Origin of the sequence: Pseudomonas sp. SMV71 (assembly GCF_052042015.1) — a bacterium.
In the GTDB taxonomy this organism is placed as follows: domain Bacteria; phylum Pseudomonadota; class Gammaproteobacteria; order Pseudomonadales; family Pseudomonadaceae; genus Aquipseudomonas.
Window position 1 is genome coordinate 59,512 of sequence record NZ_JBKGGU010000013.1, and the last position, 19,953, is coordinate 79,464.

Here is a 19,953-nt window from a genome sequence, read left to right on the forward strand (position 1 = left end):
GGTATTTGGGGGGCGCTGCGCGCCCCAGCGGGAGCAAGCTCCCTCGCCACAAAAAGCGTTGCTCTGAGCCAAAGAAGAAGGAAAAGGATGCCCATGAACACTTACATCCGCTGGTTCCAACGCATCATCTGGGTCGGGATTGTCATGAACATGGTCTTCGCGATTCCGGCGCTGTTCGCGCCGGCATTGCTGACGTCCATGCTCGGCCTGCCGCCCGTGCTGTCCGATCCCTGGCTGGAGAACACCGGCATGCTGCTGGTGGGGATCAGCCTGTTCTACATGCCCTCGGGCTTCAACGCGCCGCGTTTCGTGGTGAATTCGTGGCTGTGCGTACTGTCGCGGCTGGTGGCGGTGGTGTTCTGGATCTATCTGATCAACACCAACAACCAGGGTCAGTTGTTCGAACCGATGTTGCTGGGCGACTTGAGCATGTTCCTGATCCTGGGTGTGCTGTTGTACCTGGGCAGCCCCGCGCAGAATCGCCCGCTGGCCTTGCTCTGCGCAGGCTGGCGCGAGTGGCGCGCCGGTTGGGCCCGGCACTGGCAAAGCCACGGCTTCAGGATCGGCACCCTGGTGGTCGTGCTGCTGTTGGGTTTCATCGGCTACCAGACCTGGTACCAGATGATCCGCGAGGTGCCGCAGCCGGACTTCACCTCCGACGAGGACCACTACAAGTACGCGGCCATCGGCCTGGGCATCGAGGCGCGGATTCCGTACTACCTGTTCGCCGTGCTGCCGCAGATATGCCCGGAGAAACTGCCCAAGCCTGGCGGCTACGAGGTGTTCGGTTTTCTCTATGAAAATGGCAACGACCTGCCCATCGGCATGGCGAAGCGGCAACTCGGCTATCCCACCGTGGAACCTAACTGCGCGCTGTGCCACACCGGGTCCTACCGGGCCAACGCCTCGGACGTCGCGGTTCCGGTCGCCACGGCACCGGCCAATACCTTGCAACTGCAAGCCTTTCAATGGTTCGCCTACGATTGCGCCAGCGACCCGAAATTCACCCCCGAGGCGGTGATGACGGCGATCAATGCCAGGTTCGAGCTGGGCTTTTTCGAGAAGCTCTACAACCGCTACCTGATCATCCCGATGGCCAAGAGCGCGCTGCTCAAGCAGAAGCAGGCCTACGCCTGGCAGAAACTGCGTCCGGCCCAGGGCCCGGGACGCACCGACACCTTCAACCCGACCAAAATGGTGGTGTTCGGCTTCCCGGATGACTCGACCATCGGCACCGTGGACTTGCCGCAGGTCTGGAACCAGAAACCCCGGGAGTCGATGTACCTGCACTGGGACGGCAATAACAACAAGATCCATGAGCGCAATTACGCGGCGGCGATGGCCGTGGGCGCGACGCCGGAATCGGTGCTGCCGCCGAGTTTCAATCGGGTCACCAATTGGCTGTTGGGCCACAGGGCGCCGGCCTGGCCGTTCGCCCTGGATCAGGCGAAAGTCGCCCAGGGCAAACCGATCTGGGATAAGAACTGCGCCGGCTGCCATGACTTCGGCCGCAGCGACACCGGCCAGGTCACTACCAATATCGATCAGTTGGGCACCGATCCTCATCGGCTGAATTCCTTCACCACAGGGCTGGTGGCGGCCTTCCATGACTTTAAGAAACCGCCGTTCGACTTTGAGGCCTATCGCAAGACCCAGAGCTACAGCAACACGCCCACCGACGGCATCTGGCTACGTGCGCCGTACCTGCACAACGGCTCGGTGCCGACACTGTGGGACCTGCTGCAGACACCGGAGAAACGGCCGCAGGTGTTCTACACCGGCTCCGACCTCTACGACCAGGAGAAGGTCGGCTTCGTCACCAGCGGCGCGCAGATGAAAAAGTCGGCGGACTTCAAGTACGACACTCGCCTGGAGGGCAATCACAACGGCGGTCACCTGTATGGCACGCAACTGTCGGATATCGACAAGCGCGCCCTGATTGAATTCATGAAGACCCTGTAGCCCAGGGCATAGCGAAGGAGCGTTCCCATGTCATTACTGCACCATCTGGAACATGAGTTCGACAAGGTCAAGGTCCGCCTGCACGGGTTGGTCACGCGGCTGGAAATGTCCTGGAAAAAGCTCGTCAACGACCTGGAGCCCGAGGAGTTCCAGGCCATCGTCAAACTGCTGGAACGGGGGCACGACCAGGCCCGGCACGTCATCGAGCACGGCGACCTGCCGGACGACGAGCCGGCGGTGCCATGGGAGCTGTCCCATGGTCTGTCGATCCTGAAGATCGGCAACGCCACGCCGCTGCCGCAAACCGAGGACGAATTGCCGACCCGGGTGCTGAAGGACGGTACCTTGCTTGGTTGTCGCAAATGGGAACTGCTGGACCTGTTGTGGAGCGAGGCGTTGCTCAAGTGGATCGAGAACCTGCGGCACCACGCGCCGTTCGCGACCAATCCGGCACTGGTCAGGATGGACAGTGATGTAGTCTTGGCCATCGCCGGCGACTGGGGCACCGGGCCTTTCGACAGTCATGCCCCGTCAGTGGCGGTCGCCAACCAGATGCAACTGGCCCAGGCCGATTTCACCATTCACCTGGGGGATGTGTACTACGCCGGGACCCATTCCCAGGAAGACGTCGACATGGTCGGCTGGCCGCAGGGCAAGCACGGTTCGTTCACCCTCAACTCCAACCATGAGATGTACAGCGGCGCTCATGGCTATTTCAAGGAACTGGCCAAGCGCTTCCCGGTGCAGCAGGGCACCAGCTACTTTGCCTTGTACAACGACGACTGGCTGGTGGTGGGCCTCGACACGGCCTATGCCTCCGACGCGATGAACCTGTACATGGACGGCACCCTCAACGCCCAGCAGATCGACTGGATGAAGGGCCTGCCCAAACGCAAGAAGTTGATGGTGCTCAGTCACCACCAGGGCTTTGATATTTCCGGGCACCACAAGACCGCGCTGTACCAGCCGGTGTGCGACGCCTTGGGCCGTGAGCCGGATTATTGGTATTGGGGGCATTTGCACAACGGCATTTGCTACGCCACCCAGGGCGGCTTGCATGCGCGATGCGCCGGGCATGGGGCGATTCCCTATGGCACCACCAGCGAGTTGAACGGGCATGCCCGGGTGCTGTGGTCGGAGACGCAACTGGCGGGGGATGAGGCGTATCCGGAGCGGGTGTTGAACGGGTATGTGAAGGTGCAGTTGAGCGGGGAGGCGATTGTCGAGACGTTCTATGGGGAGGATGGGTCGGTGCGCTGGTCTTCAGAGTAATCGGGTGAATGGGAGGCCGTTTTCGCGGGCAAGCCCGCTCCCACATTCGACCGCATTCTTTCTGAAGAAACGCGGTCAACTGTGGGAGCGGGCTTGCTCGCGAAGCCTTTGATTTTAGCCCTGGACCGGCACGCCCTTGAGGTACGGAGCCGGTTCGGCGCCGAGGTTGTTGAGCATGCGCTCACTGTACCAATCCACGAAGTTCACCACGCCGAACTCATAGGTCTTGGAGTACGGGCCTGGCTGGTAGGCGGTGGAGTTGATGCCGCGCTGGTTTTCTTCGGCCAGGCGACGGTCCTGGTCGTTGGTGGCGTCCCAGACCTGGCGCATGCGCTCCACGTCGTAGTCCACGCCTTCGACCGCGTCCTTGTGGACCAGCCACTTGGTGGTGACCATGGTTTCCTGGGCGCTGATCGGCCACACGGTGAACACGATGATGTGGTCGCCCATGCAGTGGTTCCACGAGTGCGGCAGGTGCAGGATACGCATCGAGCCCAGGTCCGGGTTCTTGATGCGACCCATCAACTTGGCGCAGCCCTGCTTGCCGTCCAGGGTCATCGACACGGTGCCCTTGAGCAGCGGCATGCGCACGATACGGTTACGCAGGCCGAAACTCTTGTGGGCATAAGGGATCTTCTCGGCTTCCCAGGCAGCGGCGGATTCGGCTACATGATCCTTGAAGGCCTGGTCGGCGCGCGGGTCGGTGACGTCGTCCCACTCCAGCAGGGTCTTGAGCAACTCCGGGTGCGAGCCGCCGCAGTGGTAGCACTCGCGGTTGTTCTCCAGCACCAGTTTCCAGTTGGCTTTTTCCATCAAGGTGGTTTGTACCGCCACCTTGGTGTTTTCCATGTCGTACGGTTCCATGTAGTGATTCAACGTAGACAGGAAATCGTCGATCGGTGGTGGGTTTTCCGCCAGGCTGATGAAGATGTAGCCGCCGGAAGTCTTCACATTCACCGGCTTGAGGCCGTACTGCTTCATGTCGAAGTCGGCACCCATTTCGGTACCGGCGAACAGCAGGCGACCGTCCAGTTCATAGGTCCACTGGTGGTAATGGCAGACCAGTTTGGCGACCTTGCCCTTGTCGCTGGTGCACAAGCGCGAACCGCGGTGGCGGCAGACGTTGTGGAAGGCATGCACCACGCCCTCGGCGCCGCGGATCACGATGATCGGGTTCTTGCCCACTTGCAGCGTCAGGTAATTGCCCTTGGCCGGGATCTCGCAGGTCATGCCGGCGATCAACCACTCCTTCTGGAAGATCTCCTGCATGTCGATGTCGAACAGGCGCTCGTCGCTGTAGAACGGCTGCGGCAGCGAGAACGTGCGCTCGCGCTCCTGCAGCATCTGTGCGGTGGCCTTGCGTGCGGGTTCCAGCGGATCGCCCAGGCTCAGGGTGGTGGTCACGTCCATCGTTTTTATCCTCAAGGCCATCTGTGTGGCCGACGAAAAATGGCTAGTCGGTTGTGCGACGCAAGGCAGAAAACATTGTTTGTCTGTTGGAGCGAGTGTGGGGCCGCGCAGGGGCGGAACCTTATCCATGGGCGACATGGCCCAATCTGTTCCCGACGCGCAAGCCCCGGTGGTTGGGGGCTGGTCGCGATAAGTACGTGGATGTCGCGAATAGGTAAACGACGGTTCCGGCGCCTGCGCACAATCGCCACCATGAAGGCCGGTAGTCGGCCGTGGAGATCAGCATGTCCAATAATTTCCTGAACCCGGTCACCACCCAGACCTGGGCCAATGGCCGACATATCGTGCGTTGCGTCAAAGTCATCCAGGAAACCTGGGATGTGCGCACCTTTTGCTTCATGGCCGACCAGCCGATCATGTTCTTCTTCAAACCGGGGCAGTTCGTGACCCTGGAACTGGAGATCGAAGGCCAGCAGGTCATGCGCTCCTACACCATCTCCAGCTCGCCGTCGGTGCCCTACAGTTTTTCGGTGACCATCAAGCGCGTGCCGGGGGGCAAGGTGTCCAACTGGCTGCACGACACCCTGCATGAAGGCCAGGAACTGGCGGTGCACGGCCCGGTAGGTCTGTTCAATGCCATCGATTTTTCCGCCCCGAAGGTCCTCTACCTCAGCGGTGGCGTCGGGATCACGCCAGTCATGTCCATGGCGCGCTGGTACTACGACACCAACGGCAACGTCGACATGGTGTTCATCCACAGCGCCCGTTCGCCGAAGGACATCATCTACCACCGCGAACTGGAGCACATGGCGTCGCGGATCGACAACTTCAGCCTGCACCTGATCTGCGAGAAACATGGCCTGGGCGAGCCTTGGGCCGGTTATCGCGGTTACCTGAACCACAAGATGCTGGAATTGATGGCGCCGGACTTCCTCGAGCGCGAAGTGTTCTGCTGCGGCCCGACGCCGTACATGAACGCGGTCAAGCGCCTGCTGGAAGCCGCTGGTTTCGACATGAAGCGTTACCACGAGGAATCCTTCGGTGCCACGCCACCGGAAGCCCGTGCCGACGCAGTGGAGCAAGCCGAACAGGCTGCCGAGGCGCCGGAGGTCGATGCAGCGGACCTGCACCTGGTGGAGTTCACTTCCTCGGGCAAGAGCATTCGCGTGGCGCCGGGCGAAACCGTCCACGCCGCGGCCGCCAAGCTCGGCATGATGATTCCCAAGGCTTGCGGCATGGGCATCTGCGGCACGTGCAAAGTGTTGAAGCTGGGCGGGGAAGTGGAGATGGATCACAACGGTGGGATCACCGAGGACGACGAGGCCGAAGGTTACATCCTGTCGTGCTGCAGCGTGCCGAAGGGGGATGTGCGGATCGAGTTCTGATCGCCAGCCACCCCCTATGTGGCGAGGGGGCTTGCTCGCGCTGGGCCGGTCCGCGCCCGGGCGCAGCAGCTCCTTTACAAGTGCATGCGGTCCATCAGTGAGATTGCATCGTCAGGATTGCGACTGCTGTGCAGTAGAGCGGGAGCAAGCTCCCTCGCCACAGTAGAGCCTCTCCCGCCAGATTGCGGTCGCCTCAGACGCTCATCACTTCCCGGATATCCGCCGCCAATTCCCGCACCCGCGCCTCTTCGGTGTCCCACGAACACATGAAGCGTGCGCCGCCCTTGCCGATGAAGGTGTAGAAGCGCCAGCCGCGCGCGGTGAGGGCGGCGATGGCCGGCTCCGAGAGTTGCAGGAACACGCCGTTGGCCTGGACCGGGAACATCAGTTCCACACCGGGGATGTCGCTGACCAGCTGCGCCAGCAGTTGTGCGCAGTGGTTGGCGTGGCGGGCGTGCTTGAGCCAGGCGTCGTTCTGCAACAGGCCGACCCAGGGCGCGGACAGAAAGCGCATCTTGGAGGCCAGTTGCCCGGCCTGCTTGCAGCGATAGTCGAAGTCTTCGGCCAGGTCGTGATTGAAGAACAGGATCGCCTCGCCCACCGCCATGCCATTTTTCGTACCACCAAAGCACAACACGTCGACGCCGGCCTTCCAGGTCAGGTCCGCCGGGGTGCAGCCGAGGAAAGCGCAGGCATTGGAAAACCGCGCGCCGTCCATGTGCAGGTTCAGCCCCAATTCCTTGCAGGTGAGGCTGATGGCGCGGATTTCATCCGGGGTGTAGACGCTGCCGACTTCGGTGGCCTGGGTCAGGGTCACGACCCGTGGCTTGGGGTAGTGGATATCCTGGCGCTTGAGGGCGACTTCGCGGATCGACTCGGGTGTCAGCTTGCCGTTCTCGGTGCGCGCCACCAGCAGCTTGGAACCGTTGGAGAAGAACTCCGGTGCGCCGCATTCGTCGGTTTCGACGTGGGCGGTTTCCGAGCAGATCACGCTGTGGTAACTCTGGCAGAGCGAGGACAGCGCCAGGGAGTTGGCCGCCGTGCCGTTGAACGCGAAGAACACTTCGCAGTCGGTTTCGAACAAGGCCCGGAAATCATCCGCCGCGCGGTGGGTCCACTCATCATCACCGTAGGCGCGTTGGTGGCCCTGGTTGGCTTCTTCCATGGCCGCCCAGGCTTCGGGACAAATGCCGGAATAGTTGTCACTGGCAAACTGTTGACTCTTGTCGGTCATGGCCTTGCTCCTTCAGTAGAGAGTCCTGGGTAAGAGATCCCTGGCGAGCTCCCGGGTGGGGAGTCCGTGGTTCGGCGTGTTTGAGTCCACAACGCCGTGTTCGATGCTGGTGCGCACTTTACCCAAGATTAGCGAGGGAACACACCGGATGTTTCTGTCAGGAAATCACAAAGTCATCGGGCCGTTTCGTCCATGAGCCGGCGTGACGGGGCGCTGGACCTGCTCAAGTGGCTGGCTCTGCTGGCGATGGTGCTCGATCATCTGCGATATGTCGGTTTCTCCGCCGATTGGCTGTACGTGCCGGGACGCCTGGCGTTTCCCTGGTTCTGCCTGGCGATGGCGGTCAACCTGGCGCGCAGCGGGACGAACGCTGGGCGCGGACGTTACTTGGGATGGTTGCTGTTATTCAGCGCCGTGAGCGAAATCCCTACCGATTGTTCTTTCCCGAGCCCGCCACCTTCAATGTGATGCCGACCCTGGTCCTGGGTTTGCTGGTCGCCCTCGGTTGGCAGGTGCCGACGCTCCGTGCGCGGTGTCTGGCGGTGGTGGCGTTAATGTTGGCGGCGCTGTTCTCGGCGCGGCTGATGTTCGGCTTCTACGGCGTGCTTCTGCCGCTGGCGATGCTGCTGGTGTTGCGTCGGCCCTGGTACCTGGTTTTATTGCCGGGGATTATGTGCGTGGCGGCCAATCAATGGCGCGTTCTATATGGCGCCGCGTGGCTGGGGGACGCCGTGGCGTTGTGGGGCTTGCTGGCTTGTCTGTTGGCGCCAGGGCTTGGGTTGGCGCTGTTGCGCCAGGCCGGTCGCGTTCAGCCGCCAGCGATGCGGCGTTGGGCTTATGCGCTTTATCCGGCGCATTTTCTGATTCTGCTTGCGGTTCGCCAGATCGCCGCGTAACCCCTTGTGGCGAGGGAGCGCACTCCCGCTGGGCTACGCAGTAGCCCCAGGGCCTGAGAATGCGATTTGTCAGATGCAACGTGTTTGCCGGTTTCACGCCTGCTGCGCAGTCGAGCGGGAGCAAGCTCCCTCGCCACAGTTACCCAGGCGCGTCTGTGCTTTTGAATGCATGTCGTAAACGCGCCTTTGCGTGGCGTCCATAGGCATTTGACTTGCCTGCGCCAGCCATACCATCGCATCCAAAGGGCACTGTCGAACCGGCGGTGCCTCACCAAGACAAAAAGGCGCAACGCCGCCGCTGGGAGAGACGCGATGTTCAGCAAGCAAGACCAGATCCAGGGTTACGATGATGCACTGCTGGCGGCGATGAACGCCGAAGAGCAACGCCAGGAAGATCACATCGAACTGATCGCGTCAGAGAACTACACCAGCAAGCGCGTGATGCAGGCCCAGGGCAGCGGCCTGACCAACAAATACGCCGAAGGCTATCCGGGCAAGCGCTACTACGGTGGCTGCGAGCACGTCGACAAAGTCGAGGCCCTGGCCATCGAACGTGCCAAGCAACTGTTCGGCGCCGACTACGCCAACGTCCAGCCGCACTCCGGTTCATCGGCCAACAGCGCCGTATACCTGGCCCTGCTGCAAGCCGGCGACACCATCCTGGGCATGAGCCTGGCCCACGGCGGTCACTTGACCCACGGTGCCAAGGTGTCGTCCTCGGGCAAACTCTACAACGCGGTGCAGTACGGCATCGACACCACCACCGGCCTGATCGACTACGACGAAGTCGAGCGCCTGGCGGTCGAGCACAAGCCGAAAATGATCGTCGCCGGGTTCTCGGCCTACTCCAAGACCCTGGACTTCCCACGCTTCCGCCAGATCGCCGACAAGGTCGGTGCCCTGCTGTTCGTCGACATGGCCCACGTCGCCGGTCTGGTCGCCGCTGGTCTGTACCCGAACCCGCTGCCTTACGCCGACGTGGTCACCACCACCACCCACAAGACCCTGCGCGGTCCGCGTGGTGGCCTGATCCTCGCCAAGTCGAACGAAGAGATCGAGAAAAAGCTCAACGCCGCGGTATTCCCGGGCGCCCAGGGCGGCCCGCTGATGCATGTGATCGCCGGCAAGGCGGTGTGCTTCAAGGAAGCGTTGGAGCCTGGCTTCAAGGCCTACCAGCAGCAAGTGATCGAGAACGCCCAGGCCATGGCTGGCGTGTTCATCAAGCGCGGCTACGATGTAGTGTCCGGCGGCACCGATAACCACCTGTTCCTGGTCAGCCTGATCCGTCAGGGCCTGACCGGCAAGGACGCCGACGCCGCCCTGGGCCGCGCCCACATCACCGTGAACAAGAACGCCGTGCCGAACGATCCGCAGTCGCCGTTCGTGACCTCGGGCCTGCGCATCGGCACCCCGGCGGTGACCACTCGTGGTTTCAAGGTCAGCCAGTGCGTGACGCTGGCCGGCTGGATCTGCGACATCCTCGACAACCTCGGCGACGCCGATGTCGAGGCCAACGTTGCCCAGCAAGTAGCGGCCCTGTGCGCGGACTTCCCGGTTTATCGCTGAGTCGGTTTTGGAGTAAATGACTATGCAACGCTATTCGGGCTTCGGCCTCTTCAAACACTCTCTCAGCCATCACGAAAACTGGCAGCGGATGTGGCGCACGCCCACCCCGAAGAAAGTCTACGACGTGGTCATCGTCGGCGGTGGCGGGCACGGCCTGGCGACCGCCTACTACCTGGCCAAGGAGCACGGCATCACCAACGTCGCCGTGGTCGAGAAGGGCTGGCTGGGCGGCGGTAACACCGCCCGCAACACCACCATCGTGCGCTCCAACTACCTGTGGGACGAATCGGCCCACCTGTACGAACACGCGATGAAGCTTTGGGAAGGCCTGTCCCAGGACCTGAACTACAACGTGATGTTCTCCCAGCGCGGTGTGTACAACCTGTGCCACACCCTGCAGGACATCCGTGATTCCGAGCGTCGGGTCAACGCCAACCGCCTCAATGGGGTGGACGGCGAACTGCTCAACGCCAAGCAAGTGGCCGACGAGATCCCCTACCTGGATTGCTCGAAAAACACTCGCTACCCGGTGATGGGCGCCACCGTCCAGCGTCGCGGCGGGGTGGCCCGTCACGACGCCGTGGCCTGGGGCTTTGCCCGTGCCGCCGATGCCCTCGGCGTGGACTTGATCCAGCAGACCGAAGTGATCGGTTTCCGCAAGGAAAACGGCGTGTGCATCGGCGTGGAAACCAACAAGGGCTTCATCGGCGCCAAGCGCGTCGGCGTGGTCACCGCCGGTAACTCGGGGCACATGGCCAAGCTGGCCGGCTTCCGCCTGCCGGTCGAATCCCACCCGCTGCAAGCGCTGGTGTCGGAGCCGATCAAGCCGATCATCGACAGCGTGATCATGTCCAACGCCGTGCACGGCTACATCAGCCAGTCCGACAAGGGCGACCTGGTGATCGGTGCCGGTATCGACGGCTGGGTCGGCTACGGCCAGCGCGGTTCGTACCCGGTGATCGAGCACACCATCCAGGCCATCGTCGAGATGTTCCCGGTGCTCTCGCGGGTGCGGATGAACCGTCAGTGGGGCGGCATCGTCGACACCACGCCGGACGCCTGCCCGATCATCTCCAAGACCCCGGTGCCGAACATGTTCTTCAACTGCGGTTGGGGCACCGGTGGCTTCAAGGCCACCCCGGGCTCGGGCAACGTGTTTGCCGCCAGCCTGGCCAAGGGTGAAATGCACCCCCTGGCCGCGCCGTTTTCCATCGACCGTTTCCACAACGGCGCGCTCATCGACGAACATGGCGCTGCTGCCGTCGCCCACTAACAGGAAGGAGAAATCCCTATGTTGCACATCTTCTGTCCTCACTGCGGCGAACTGCGCTCCGAAGAGGAATTCCATTCGTCCGGCCAGGCGCACATCCCGCGCCCGCTGGATCCGAACGCCTGCACCGACGAGCAGTGGGGCGACTACATGTTTTTCCGCGACAACCCCCGCGGCCTGCACCATGAGCTGTGGATTCACGCCGCCGGTTGCCGCCAGTACTTCAACGCGACTCGCGACACCGTGACCTACGAGATTCTCGAAACCTACAAGATCGGCCAAAAGCCGCAATTCACCGACAAGGCTGACAGTCCGAAAGCGGCCGCACAGGCTCTGGGAGAGAAGGTATGAGCCAGATCAATCGCCTGTCCAACGGCGGACGGATCGACCGCAACAAAGCGCTGAGCTTCACCTTCAACGGCCAGACCTACAAAGGCTTCGAAGGCGACACCCTGGCCGCTGCCTTGTTGGCCAACGGCGTCGACATCATTGGTCGCAGCTTCAAGTATTCCCGTCCCCGCGGCATCTTCGCCGCCGGTGCCGAAGAGCCGAATGCGGTGCTGCAGATCGGCGCCACCGAAGCCACGCAGATCCCTAACGTGCGTGCCACGCAGCAGGCGCTGTACCAAGGCCTGGTCGCCACCAGCACCAACGGCTGGCCGAACGTGAACAACGACATGATGGGGATTCTCGGCAAGGTCGGCGGCAAGCTGATGCCGCCGGGCTTCTACTACAAAACCTTCATGTACCCGCAATCGTTCTGGATGACGTACGAGAAGTACATCCGCAAGGCCGCCGGCCTGGGTCGCTCGCCGACCGAGAACGATCCGGACACCTACGACTACATGAACCGTCATTGCGACGTGCTGGTGGTCGGTGCAGGTCCTGCTGGCCTGGCCGCTGCACTGGCTGCTGGACGCAGCGGTGCGCGGGTGATCCTGGCGGACGAGCAGGAAGAGTTCGGCGGCAGCCTGCTCGATTCCCGCGAGAGCCTGGACGGCAAGCCTGCGGCTGAGTGGGTAGCGGCGGTGATTGCCGAACTGCGCTCGATGCCGGAAGTGGTGCTGCTGCCTCGCGCCACGGTGAATGGCTACCACGACCACAACTTCCTGACCATTCACGAACGCCTCACCGACCACCTCGGTGACCGTGCGCCGATCGGTCAGGTGCGCCAGCGCATCAACCGCGTCCGCGCCAAGCGCGTGGTGCTGGCGACCGGGGCCTGCGAGCGCCCGCTGGTCTACGGCAACAACGACGTGCCCGGCAACATGCTGGCCGGCGCGGTGTCCACCTACGTGCGTCGCTACGGCGTGGCACCGGGCAAGAAGCTGGTGCTGAGCACCAACAACGACCACGCTTATCGCGTGGCGCTGGACTGGTTCGATGCCGGCCTGCAAGTGGTCGCGGTCGCCGATGCTCGCAGCAACCCACGGGGTGCGCTGGTGGAAGAGGCGCGTGCCAAGGGCATCCGCATCCTCACCGGCAGCGCCGTGATCGAGGCTCGTGGCAGCAAGCGCGTCACCGGTGCTCGGATCGCCGCCATTGATGTCAAGGCGCACAAAGTCACCAGCCCAGGCGAATGGCTGGACTGCGACCTGGTTGCCAGCTCCGGCGGCTACAGCCCGGTGGTCCACCTGGCGTCGCACCTGGGCGGCAAGCCGATCTGGCGTGAAGACATCCTCGGTTTCGTACCCGGCGAAGCACCGCAGAAGCGCGTGTGCGTCGGCGGTGTGAATGGCGTCTACAGCCTCGCCGATTCCCTCGCCGATGGTTTTGAAGGCGGCGTGCGCGCCGCCAGCGAAGCCGGTTTCAAAGCGGTGGAGGGCGTGTTGCCCAAAGCCCTGAGCCGTCACGAGGAACCAACCCTGGCGCTGTTCCAGGTGCCGCACGAAAAAGCGACCGCACGGGCGCCGAAGCAATTCGTCGACCTGCAGAACGACGTCACCGCTGCCGCCATCGAACTCGCCACCCGCGAAGGCTTCGAGTCGGTAGAGCACGTCAAGCGCTACACCGCACTGGGCTTCGGTACCGATCAGGGCAAACTGGGCAACGTCAACGGCCTGGCCATCGCGGCCCGTTCGCTGAACGTGAGCATCCCGCAGATGGGCACCACCATGTTCCGTCCGAACTACACGCCGGTGACCTTCGGCGCGGTGGCCGGCCGGCACTGCGGGCACATCTTCGAACCGGTACGCTTCACCGCGCTGCACGCCTGGCACCTGAAGAACGGTGCCGAATTCGAAGACGTCGGCCAGTGGAAACGCCCTTGGTATTTCCCACGGAACGGCGAAGACATGCACGCTGCGGTCAAGCGCGAGTGCAAGGCCGTGCGTGACAGCGTCGGCCTGCTGGACGCCTCGACCCTGGGCAAGATCGACATCCAGGGCCCCGATGCCCGCGAGTTCCTCAACCGCATCTACACCAATGCCTGGACCAAGCTCGACGTGGGCAAGGCCCGCTACGGCCTGATGTGCAAGGAAGACGGCATGGTGTTTGACGACGGCGTGACCGCCTGCGTCGGCGACAATCACTTCATCATGACCACCACCACCGGCGGTGCGGCCCGCGTGCTGCAATGGCTGGAGATCTACCAGCAGACCGAATGGCCGGACCTGAAGGTGTACTTCACCTCGGTCACCGACCACTGGGCGACCATGACCCTGTCGGGCCCCAACAGCCGCAAGCTGTTGAGCGAAGTCACCGACATCGACCTGGACAGGGACGGCTTCCCGTTCATGACCTGGAAGGAAGGGCTGGTGGGCGGCGTGCCGGCGCGGGTGTTCCGCATCTCGTTCACCGGTGAGCTGTCGTACGAAATCAACGTACAGGCCGACTACGCCATGGGCGTGCTCGAACAGATCGTCGAGGCCGGCAAGAAGTACAACCTGACCCCGTACGGCACCGAGACCATGCACGTACTGCGGGCCGAGAAGGGCTTCATCATCGTCGGCCAGGACACCGACGGGTCGATGACCCCGGACGACTTGAACATGGGCTGGTGCGTGGGTCGTACCAAGCCGTTCTCGTGGATCGGCTGGCGTGGCATGAACCGCGAGGATTGCGTGCGCGAAGACCGCAAGCAACTCGTAGGCCTCAAGCCGATCGACCCGAATGTCTGGCTGCCGGAAGGTGCGCAACTGGTCTTCAACCCCAAGCAGTCGATCCCGATGACCATGGTCGGTCACGTGACCTCCAGCTACGCGCACAACTCCCTGGGCTATTCGTTTGCCATGGGTGTGGTCAAGGGCGGTCTGAAGCGCATCGGCGAGCGGGTGTTCTCGCCGCAAGCCGACGGCAGCGTGATCGAGGCGGAGATCGTTTCTTCGGTGTTCTTCGATCCGAAGGGGGATCGGCAGAATATCTGATGACCGTCAGATTCTGTGGAGGCAGGGCTGCCGCATTCGCGAGCAAGCCCGCTCCCACAGGATCGAAGGGGTTGAAGAAATTTAGGCCAGGCATCAATCCAATGTGGGAGCGGGCTTGCTCGCGAAGACGGCAGCACAGTCACTACAAGGGTTGAGCCCAGCGCACTACTGAATTCAAGACAGGTGCTATATGACAGCAGCCAATGTTTACCAACAACGCCCGACCACCGGGGCCAAAGCCGAGTCGTCGCTGCACCATGCCGACCTAGCCAGCCTGGTGGGCAAGGGTCGCAAGAACGCCGGCGTGACCGTGCGCGAGAAGAAACTCCTGGGCCATTTGACCATTCGTGGCGATGGTCACGACGCCGCATTCGCCGCCGGCGTGCACAAGGCCCTGGGCATCGAGTTGCCGGGCGCGTTGAGCATCATCGTCAAGGGCGAAACCAGCCTGCAATGGATGGGCCCGGATGAATGGCTGCTGGTGGTGCCGACCGGTGAAGAGTTCGCCGCCGAGCAGAAACTGCGCGAAGCCCTGGGCGGCCTGCACATCCAGATCGTCAACGTCAGCGGCGGCCAGCAGATTCTCGAACTGTCCGGCCCGAACGTGCGCGACGTGCTGATGAAATCCACCAGCTACGACGTCCATCCAAGCAATTTTCCGGTGGGCAAGGCCGTGGGCACGGTGTTCGCCAAGTCGCAACTGGTGATCCGTCATACCGCCGAAGACACCTGGGAACTGCTGATCCGCCGCAGCTTCTCCGATTACTGGTGGCTGTGGTTGCAGGATGCGGCGGCTGAGTATGGGTTGAGTGTTCAGGCTTAACGCAGTGCTCGAATGCTTATGTGGCGAGGGAGCTTGCTCCCGCTCGGCTGCGTAGCAGTCGTAAAACCTGAGTCCGCGTTCCTGATGAGGGCGCGGTTGCTGACATTGGGGTTGCTGCGCAACCCAGCGGGAGCAAGCTCCCTCGCCACAGGGTTTCTCTGTCGCACCGAAAATTTGAACAGGAGTCACAGCAATGAGCCGCGCCCCGGATACATGGATCTTGACTGCCGACTGCCCCAGCGTGCTCGGCACGGTGGACGCGGTGACCCGCTTTCTGTTCGAGCAGGGCTGCTACGTCACCGAGCATCACTCGTTCGACGACCGCCTCTCGGGGCGTTTCTTCATTCGTGTGGAGTTCCGCCAGCCCGACGGTTTCGCCGAGCAGGCTTTCCGTGCCGGCCTGGCCGAGCGTGCCGAAGCCTTTGGCATGGTCTTCGAACTGACCCCGCCCAACTACCGGCCGAAAGTGGTGATCATGGTCTCCAAGGCCGATCACTGCCTCAATGACTTGCTCTACCGCCAGCGCATCGGCCAGTTGTCCATGGACGTGGTAGCGGTGGTTTCCAACCATCCGGACCTCAAACCGCTGGCCGACTGGCACCAGATTCCCTACTACCATTTCCCCCTGGATCCGAACGACAAGCCGGCCCAGGAGCGGCAGGTGTGGCAGGTCATCGAAGAAACCGGCGCCGAACTGGTGATCCTCGCCCGCTACATGCAGGTGTTGTCACCGGAGCTGTGCCGCAAGCTCGATGGCAAGGCCATCAACATCCACCACTCCCTGCTGCCGGGCTTCAAGGGCGCCAAGCCATATCACCAGGCTTACAACAAGGGCGTGAAGCTGGTTGGCGCGACGGCGCACTACATCAACAACGACCTGGACGAAGGCCCGATCATCGCCCAGGGCGTGGAAGTGGTGGATCACAGCCATTACCCCGAAGACCTGATCGCCAAGGGACGGGATATCGAAGGGCTGACGCTGGCCAGGGCGGTGGGGTATCACATTGAACGGCGGGTGTTCCTTAACGCCAATCGCACGGTGGTGCTCTGACGGACGCCATCGCGAGCAGGCTCGCTCCCACAGGATTTGTGTCGGTATACAAATATTAGTTACACCAAAAACCATGTGGGAGCGGGCTTGCTCGCGATGAGGCCCTTACAGACAACAAAGAAACAAAGACACAAGCACTAACCCGAGCAATCAACGCGCTGCCTGCCTGGGCAACGCAGTTCCATAAAAACAACAGCGAGGTGAAAGCATGTCCGGTAATCGTGGTGTCGTGTATCTCGGCCAAGGCAAGGTTGAAGTACAGAAAATCGACTATCCAAAAATGCAGGACCCGCGTGGCAGGAAGATCGAGCACGGCGTCATCCTGCGCGTGGTATCCACCAACATCTGCGGCTCCGACCAGCACATGGTGCGCGGCCGCACCACCGCCCAGACCGGCCTGGTCCTGGGCCATGAAATCACCGGTGAAGTGATCGAGAAGGGCAGCGATGTCGAGAACTTGAAAATCGGTGACCTGGTGTCGGTGCCGTTCAACGTGGCATGCGGGCGCTGCCGTTCCTGCAAGGAGCAACACACCGGCGTTTGCCTGACCGTCAACCCAGCGCGTGCCGGCGGCGCCTACGGCTACGTCGACATGGGCGACTGGACTGGCGGCCAGGCCGAATACGTGCTGGTGCCGTATGCCGACTTCAACCTGCTGAAGCTGCCGAACCGCGACAAGGCCATGGAGAAAATCCGTGACCTGACCTGCCTCTCCGACATCCTGCCGACCGGCTACCACGGTGCCGTCACCGCGGGCGTCGGCCCAGGCAGCACCGTGTACATCGCCGGCGCCGGCCCGGTTGGCCTGGCGGCCGCTGCTTCGGCGCGCCTGCTGGGCGCGGCGGTGGTCATCGTCGGTGACGTCAACCCGGTGCGCCTGGCCCACGCCAAGGCCCAGGGCTTCGAAATCGCCGACCTGTCCAAGGACACCCCGCTGCACGAGCAGATCGCCGATCTGCTGGGCGAGCCGGAAGTCGATTGCGCCGTCGACGCCGTGGGCTTCGAAGCCCGTGGTCACGGCCATGAAGGCGTCAAGCACGAAGCCCCGGCCACCGTGCTCAACTCGCTGATGCAAGTGACCCGCGTCGCCGGCAAGATCGGTATCCCCGGCCTGTACGTGACCGAAGACCCGGGCGCCGTCGACGCCGCCGCCAAGATCGGCGCCCTGAGCATCCGCTTCGGCCTGGGCTGGGCCAAATCCCACAGCTTCCACACCGGCCAGACCCCGGTCATGAAGTACAACCGTGCGCTGATGCAAGCGATCATGTGGGACCGGATCAACATCGCTGAAATCGTGGGTGTGCAGGTGATCAGCCTGGATGACGCACCGAAGGGGTACGGCGAGTTTGATGCGGGTGTGCCGAAGAAGTTTGTGATTGATCCGCATAAGATGTTTAGTGCGGCGTAACGTTAACCAGGAGGGTGGCGAGGGCGCTTAGCGTCGCCCTCTCTGCCTCCACCATTCCACGTCAAGGCCATTCCTAATAACTGCTTGGGCTCTTTCATAGCGTTTTAGCCCGATTGCGTTAATCAGCCTTTCTGTCTTCATCGTCATTAATTCCTCATCGGGTGAGACGGTGAGAGGCTGTGGAGTGCTTCCCGAACGGCGGTAGGGTTGCAGTTGCTCATAGTGGGGCTCACCCATACCCCTTGGTTCAGGCATTGACCAGTCGGTATGAAGCCTTGCATTAGCAGGCGGTGCTGGCAAAGGTCGGTACTGCAGATCCGCAGGGTCGTGTATGTTGCTTGCGGCGGTTGGACTTCCTGATTGGACTGACCTGGAAGACTGCGAGACAACAGACCCGTTGGAAGATTGATACAGTGGGTTTTTTGCTAAAGAGTTGATCGGTTGTTTTGAGGAGGCCAGAGGATGGTCTAGGAATACATGTTCGCGAAGTGAACTTGTTGAACCCGCAATGGTGGCTTGACGTCTTAGAGTAGGGTTTGCAGCTTGGGTCGTAGCAAAATTCCTAGTGCTTCTAAGATTCAAAAATTTTAATAGACCTTTCCATACGCTAGGAAAGTGTCCGGTAGCGTCAGTCCAGTTTATAGGGTCTCCGGCACAATACGCGTATGCATTTAATCCGCCCTTTCCAAATGGGCTCATCGAATCCGGACTATTAAAGCGCATGAGCGCAGTGTTAAACGCCCGATAACCATTGCCCAACAAATAATGCCCCGTCACTGGATCCTGCCGTTCACCGTTGAAACCGAGCAGGCTGAGTAGACCGCTTTCCGGAACGCGGTGACCATATGGCGTGTAGGCGAGGGGATGCATCTGCTTGTTGAGCGCATGCAGTACCGACCGCTGTTGGTCGGTCGCAAGCAGTGTGGTTTTGACGGCACCGTTCTGCTGCTGCTGCTGCTGCTGTTGTTGGGCCAGGACTAGATCGCCTTGCTGGAAAATCGAACGGTGCGCCGATCCTTGAATTTCGGTGGATAGGCGTTCCTTCAGGTAGAACCGCCGGGAACCGGTCTGGGCGGTTGGCGTGCAGGCGACCAGCCGATCCAAAGGGTCGTAGCTGTATTGGCAGAGTACATTTTCGCGTTCGACCGGCATGCCAGATGAGTTCGTCACGATGTCGCTCCTGCGCCCTACTCAACATCGATACTCTGGTCAATCGACCACAGGTCGTGCCGGACTTTTGTCATAGCGTCCGCTGCTCCGGGACAGGCCCAAACCTCGATGTCGTCCAGGTGTAAAAAGAAAGGTTTGACGTAAGGCGAGGAGTGCAGTCGGAACTCCACATGAACGAGCGTCGGAGCGACGCCTTCCGGTGCGACAAACGCGAGGCCTCCTGCACTCCACCTATCAGGTATAGATCCAATGAACCAGCGCTTGCCATATTCAAGAATGGTGCACGAGGCGCTGCAAGGATTGCTTGTCTTCAAAGAATAAGAAACCGTTATTGGCGTGCCAGGTTTCACCGCGATTTGTTGGACGAGCCTTGAGCGCTCGGTCAAATGCGCTTGCCCCTCGACGATAGTTATCTCCCCGTCGTAGTCCCACCCCTCAAGCCCATTATCGAAGCTGCCATTGTGCAGTAGCTGTACCGGTTGGCACTCGGTTTCGTCAAAATAGAACTCCACATCATCGACATCATAAGCGCCTTGTGACGTGAAGATCAGGTCGATGGAGCCTGCGTTGTCGACCGTGAAATCGACTTCGTATGGGCCTGTCCGATTGATGCTGCAATAGCCGTTCCCTACCGAAAGCCTGACTCCGCCGATGCCGTAGTACGAAGAAATATTAAACAATAATTTGACAGTGCCTGGCGCATTTAGCCTAACGGTCTGCCTCAGGTTGCCGTTAGGCGCGAACCTTGCGCGACCGCCCGCCCATGTAACACTGGTAGCGTTCCAGCCTTCAAGACCGGTTTCAAATGTACCGTTGTTAATTAGATTTTCGCGATGTCTGTCCACCTGCTTATCCATAAATTTACTCCTTGCATCTGCAGGGTTATTTTATGTTTCGCGAGTCGTATTATTCTGGCGTGACTCTCGTCGCCTGCATGCCTTTCTCGCTCCGCTCTACTTCAAAAGACACTGCTTGTCGTTCTTTCAAGGTTTTATAACCCTCGCCGGAAATCGCGGAATAATGAACGAACAGTTCTTCGCCGCCCTTGCCGCAGGTAATAAATCCATAGCCTTTTGCATCGTTAAACCATTTTACGGTGCCTTTGATTCGGTCGTTCATTGTTATTTTCCTAAGCCCGAAT

The 19,953-nt window shown here is 61.4% G+C and carries 15 protein-coding genes and 1 pseudogene; 11 read left to right on the forward strand and 5 right to left on the reverse strand.

Annotated features, from left to right (window positions below):
- Positions 1-93 precede the first annotated feature (93 nt).
- Together ACLEJQ_RS15160 and ACLEJQ_RS15165 are read left to right on the forward strand one after the other, a co-directional pair.
- On the forward strand, positions 94-1,962 hold the full coding sequence (locus ACLEJQ_RS15160; RefSeq protein ID WP_440796285.1) for a hypothetical protein: 1,869 nt from the start codon (positions 94-96) through the stop codon (positions 1,960-1,962).
- A gap of 27 nt (positions 1,963-1,989) precedes the next feature.
- Entirely contained in the window at positions 1,990-3,234 is a 1,245-nt protein-coding gene (locus tag ACLEJQ_RS15165; protein WP_440796287.1) for a metallophosphoesterase, read from the forward strand.
- A 114-nt stretch (positions 3,235-3,348) separates the two neighbouring features.
- On the opposite strand, the gene gbcA is transcribed toward ACLEJQ_RS15165, so the two are convergent.
- Entirely contained in the window at positions 3,349-4,644 is a 1,296-nt protein-coding gene (gene gbcA / locus ACLEJQ_RS15170) for a glycine-betaine demethylase subunit GbcA (protein WP_440796289.1), read from the reverse strand.
- Positions 4,645-4,928: 284 nt separating this feature from the next.
- Here gbcA and gbcB point away from each other — a divergent pair, with 284 nt between their 5' ends.
- Positions 4,929-6,029: a glycine-betaine demethylase subunit GbcB gene (gene gbcB, locus ACLEJQ_RS15175; protein WP_072430865.1), complete on the forward strand. Its 1,101-nt coding sequence runs from the start codon at positions 4,929-4,931 to the stop codon at positions 6,027-6,029.
- A 193-nt stretch (positions 6,030-6,222) separates the two neighbouring features.
- Here gbcB and ACLEJQ_RS15180 read toward each other — a convergent pair whose 3' ends face one another.
- Complete coding sequence (locus ACLEJQ_RS15180) at positions 6,223-7,263, reverse strand: threonine aldolase family protein (protein WP_440796292.1); 1,041 nt, start codon at positions 7,261-7,263, stop codon at positions 6,223-6,225.
- Positions 7,264-7,455: 192 nt separating this feature from the next.
- Here ACLEJQ_RS15180 and ACLEJQ_RS15185 point away from each other — a divergent pair.
- The 8 genes and pseudogenes from ACLEJQ_RS15185 to fdhA all read left to right on the forward strand — a co-directional run bounded on the left by ACLEJQ_RS15185 (position 7,456) and on the right by fdhA (position 17,642).
- Positions 7,456-8,159 (forward strand): annotated as a pseudogene (locus ACLEJQ_RS15185) (TraX family protein).
- Positions 8,160-8,471: 312 nt separating this feature from the next.
- Positions 8,472-9,725, forward strand: a complete 1,254-nt coding sequence (glyA, locus tag ACLEJQ_RS15190) for a serine hydroxymethyltransferase (protein WP_024779447.1) — start codon at positions 8,472-8,474, stop codon at positions 9,723-9,725.
- Between the two features lie 22 nt (positions 9,726-9,747).
- Positions 9,748-10,998, forward strand: coding sequence for a sarcosine oxidase subunit beta family protein (locus tag ACLEJQ_RS15195; RefSeq protein ID WP_047702349.1), 1,251 nt, complete (start codon positions 9,748-9,750; stop codon positions 10,996-10,998).
- 18 nt (positions 10,999-11,016) lie between these two features.
- Entirely contained in the window at positions 11,017-11,346 is a 330-nt protein-coding gene (locus tag ACLEJQ_RS15200) for a sarcosine oxidase subunit delta (RefSeq protein WP_440796294.1), read from the forward strand.
- On the forward strand, positions 11,343-14,360 hold the full coding sequence (locus ACLEJQ_RS15205; protein ID WP_440796295.1) for a sarcosine oxidase subunit alpha: 3,018 nt from the start codon (positions 11,343-11,345) through the stop codon (positions 14,358-14,360). The genes ACLEJQ_RS15200 and ACLEJQ_RS15205 overlap by 4 nt, the downstream gene beginning before the upstream one ends.
- 190 nt (positions 14,361-14,550) lie before the next feature.
- Complete coding sequence (locus ACLEJQ_RS15210) at positions 14,551-15,183, forward strand: sarcosine oxidase subunit gamma (protein ID WP_440796297.1); 633 nt, start codon at positions 14,551-14,553, stop codon at positions 15,181-15,183.
- A gap of 193 nt (positions 15,184-15,376) precedes the next feature.
- On the forward strand, positions 15,377-16,234 hold the full coding sequence (gene purU, locus ACLEJQ_RS15215; RefSeq protein WP_238960815.1) for a formyltetrahydrofolate deformylase: 858 nt from the start codon (positions 15,377-15,379) through the stop codon (positions 16,232-16,234).
- 208 nt (positions 16,235-16,442) lie between these two features.
- A complete protein-coding gene (gene fdhA, locus ACLEJQ_RS15220; protein ID WP_053151494.1) occupies positions 16,443-17,642 on the forward strand; it encodes a formaldehyde dehydrogenase, glutathione-independent in 1,200 nt (399 codons plus the stop codon).
- A gap of 27 nt (positions 17,643-17,669) precedes the next feature.
- On the opposite strand, the gene ACLEJQ_RS15225 is transcribed toward fdhA, so the two are convergent.
- From ACLEJQ_RS15225 to ACLEJQ_RS15235, 3 genes are read right to left on the reverse strand one after another with little or no spacing between them, the layout of a single operon-like run.
- The gene (locus ACLEJQ_RS15225) at positions 17,670-18,794 is read right to left on the reverse strand and encodes an RHS repeat-associated core domain-containing protein (RefSeq protein ID WP_440796471.1); all 1,125 of its coding nucleotides are present in this window, start codon (positions 18,792-18,794) and stop codon (positions 17,670-17,672) included.
- Positions 18,795-18,829: 35 nt separating this feature from the next.
- Positions 18,830-19,669, reverse strand: coding sequence for a hypothetical protein (locus ACLEJQ_RS15230; RefSeq protein ID WP_440796300.1), 840 nt, complete (start codon positions 19,667-19,669; stop codon positions 18,830-18,832).
- A gap of 49 nt (positions 19,670-19,718) precedes the next feature.
- A complete protein-coding gene (locus tag ACLEJQ_RS15235) occupies positions 19,719-19,931 on the reverse strand; it encodes a cold-shock protein (RefSeq protein ID WP_440796302.1) in 213 nt (70 codons plus the stop codon).
- Between the last annotated feature and the right edge of the window lie 22 nt (positions 19,932-19,953).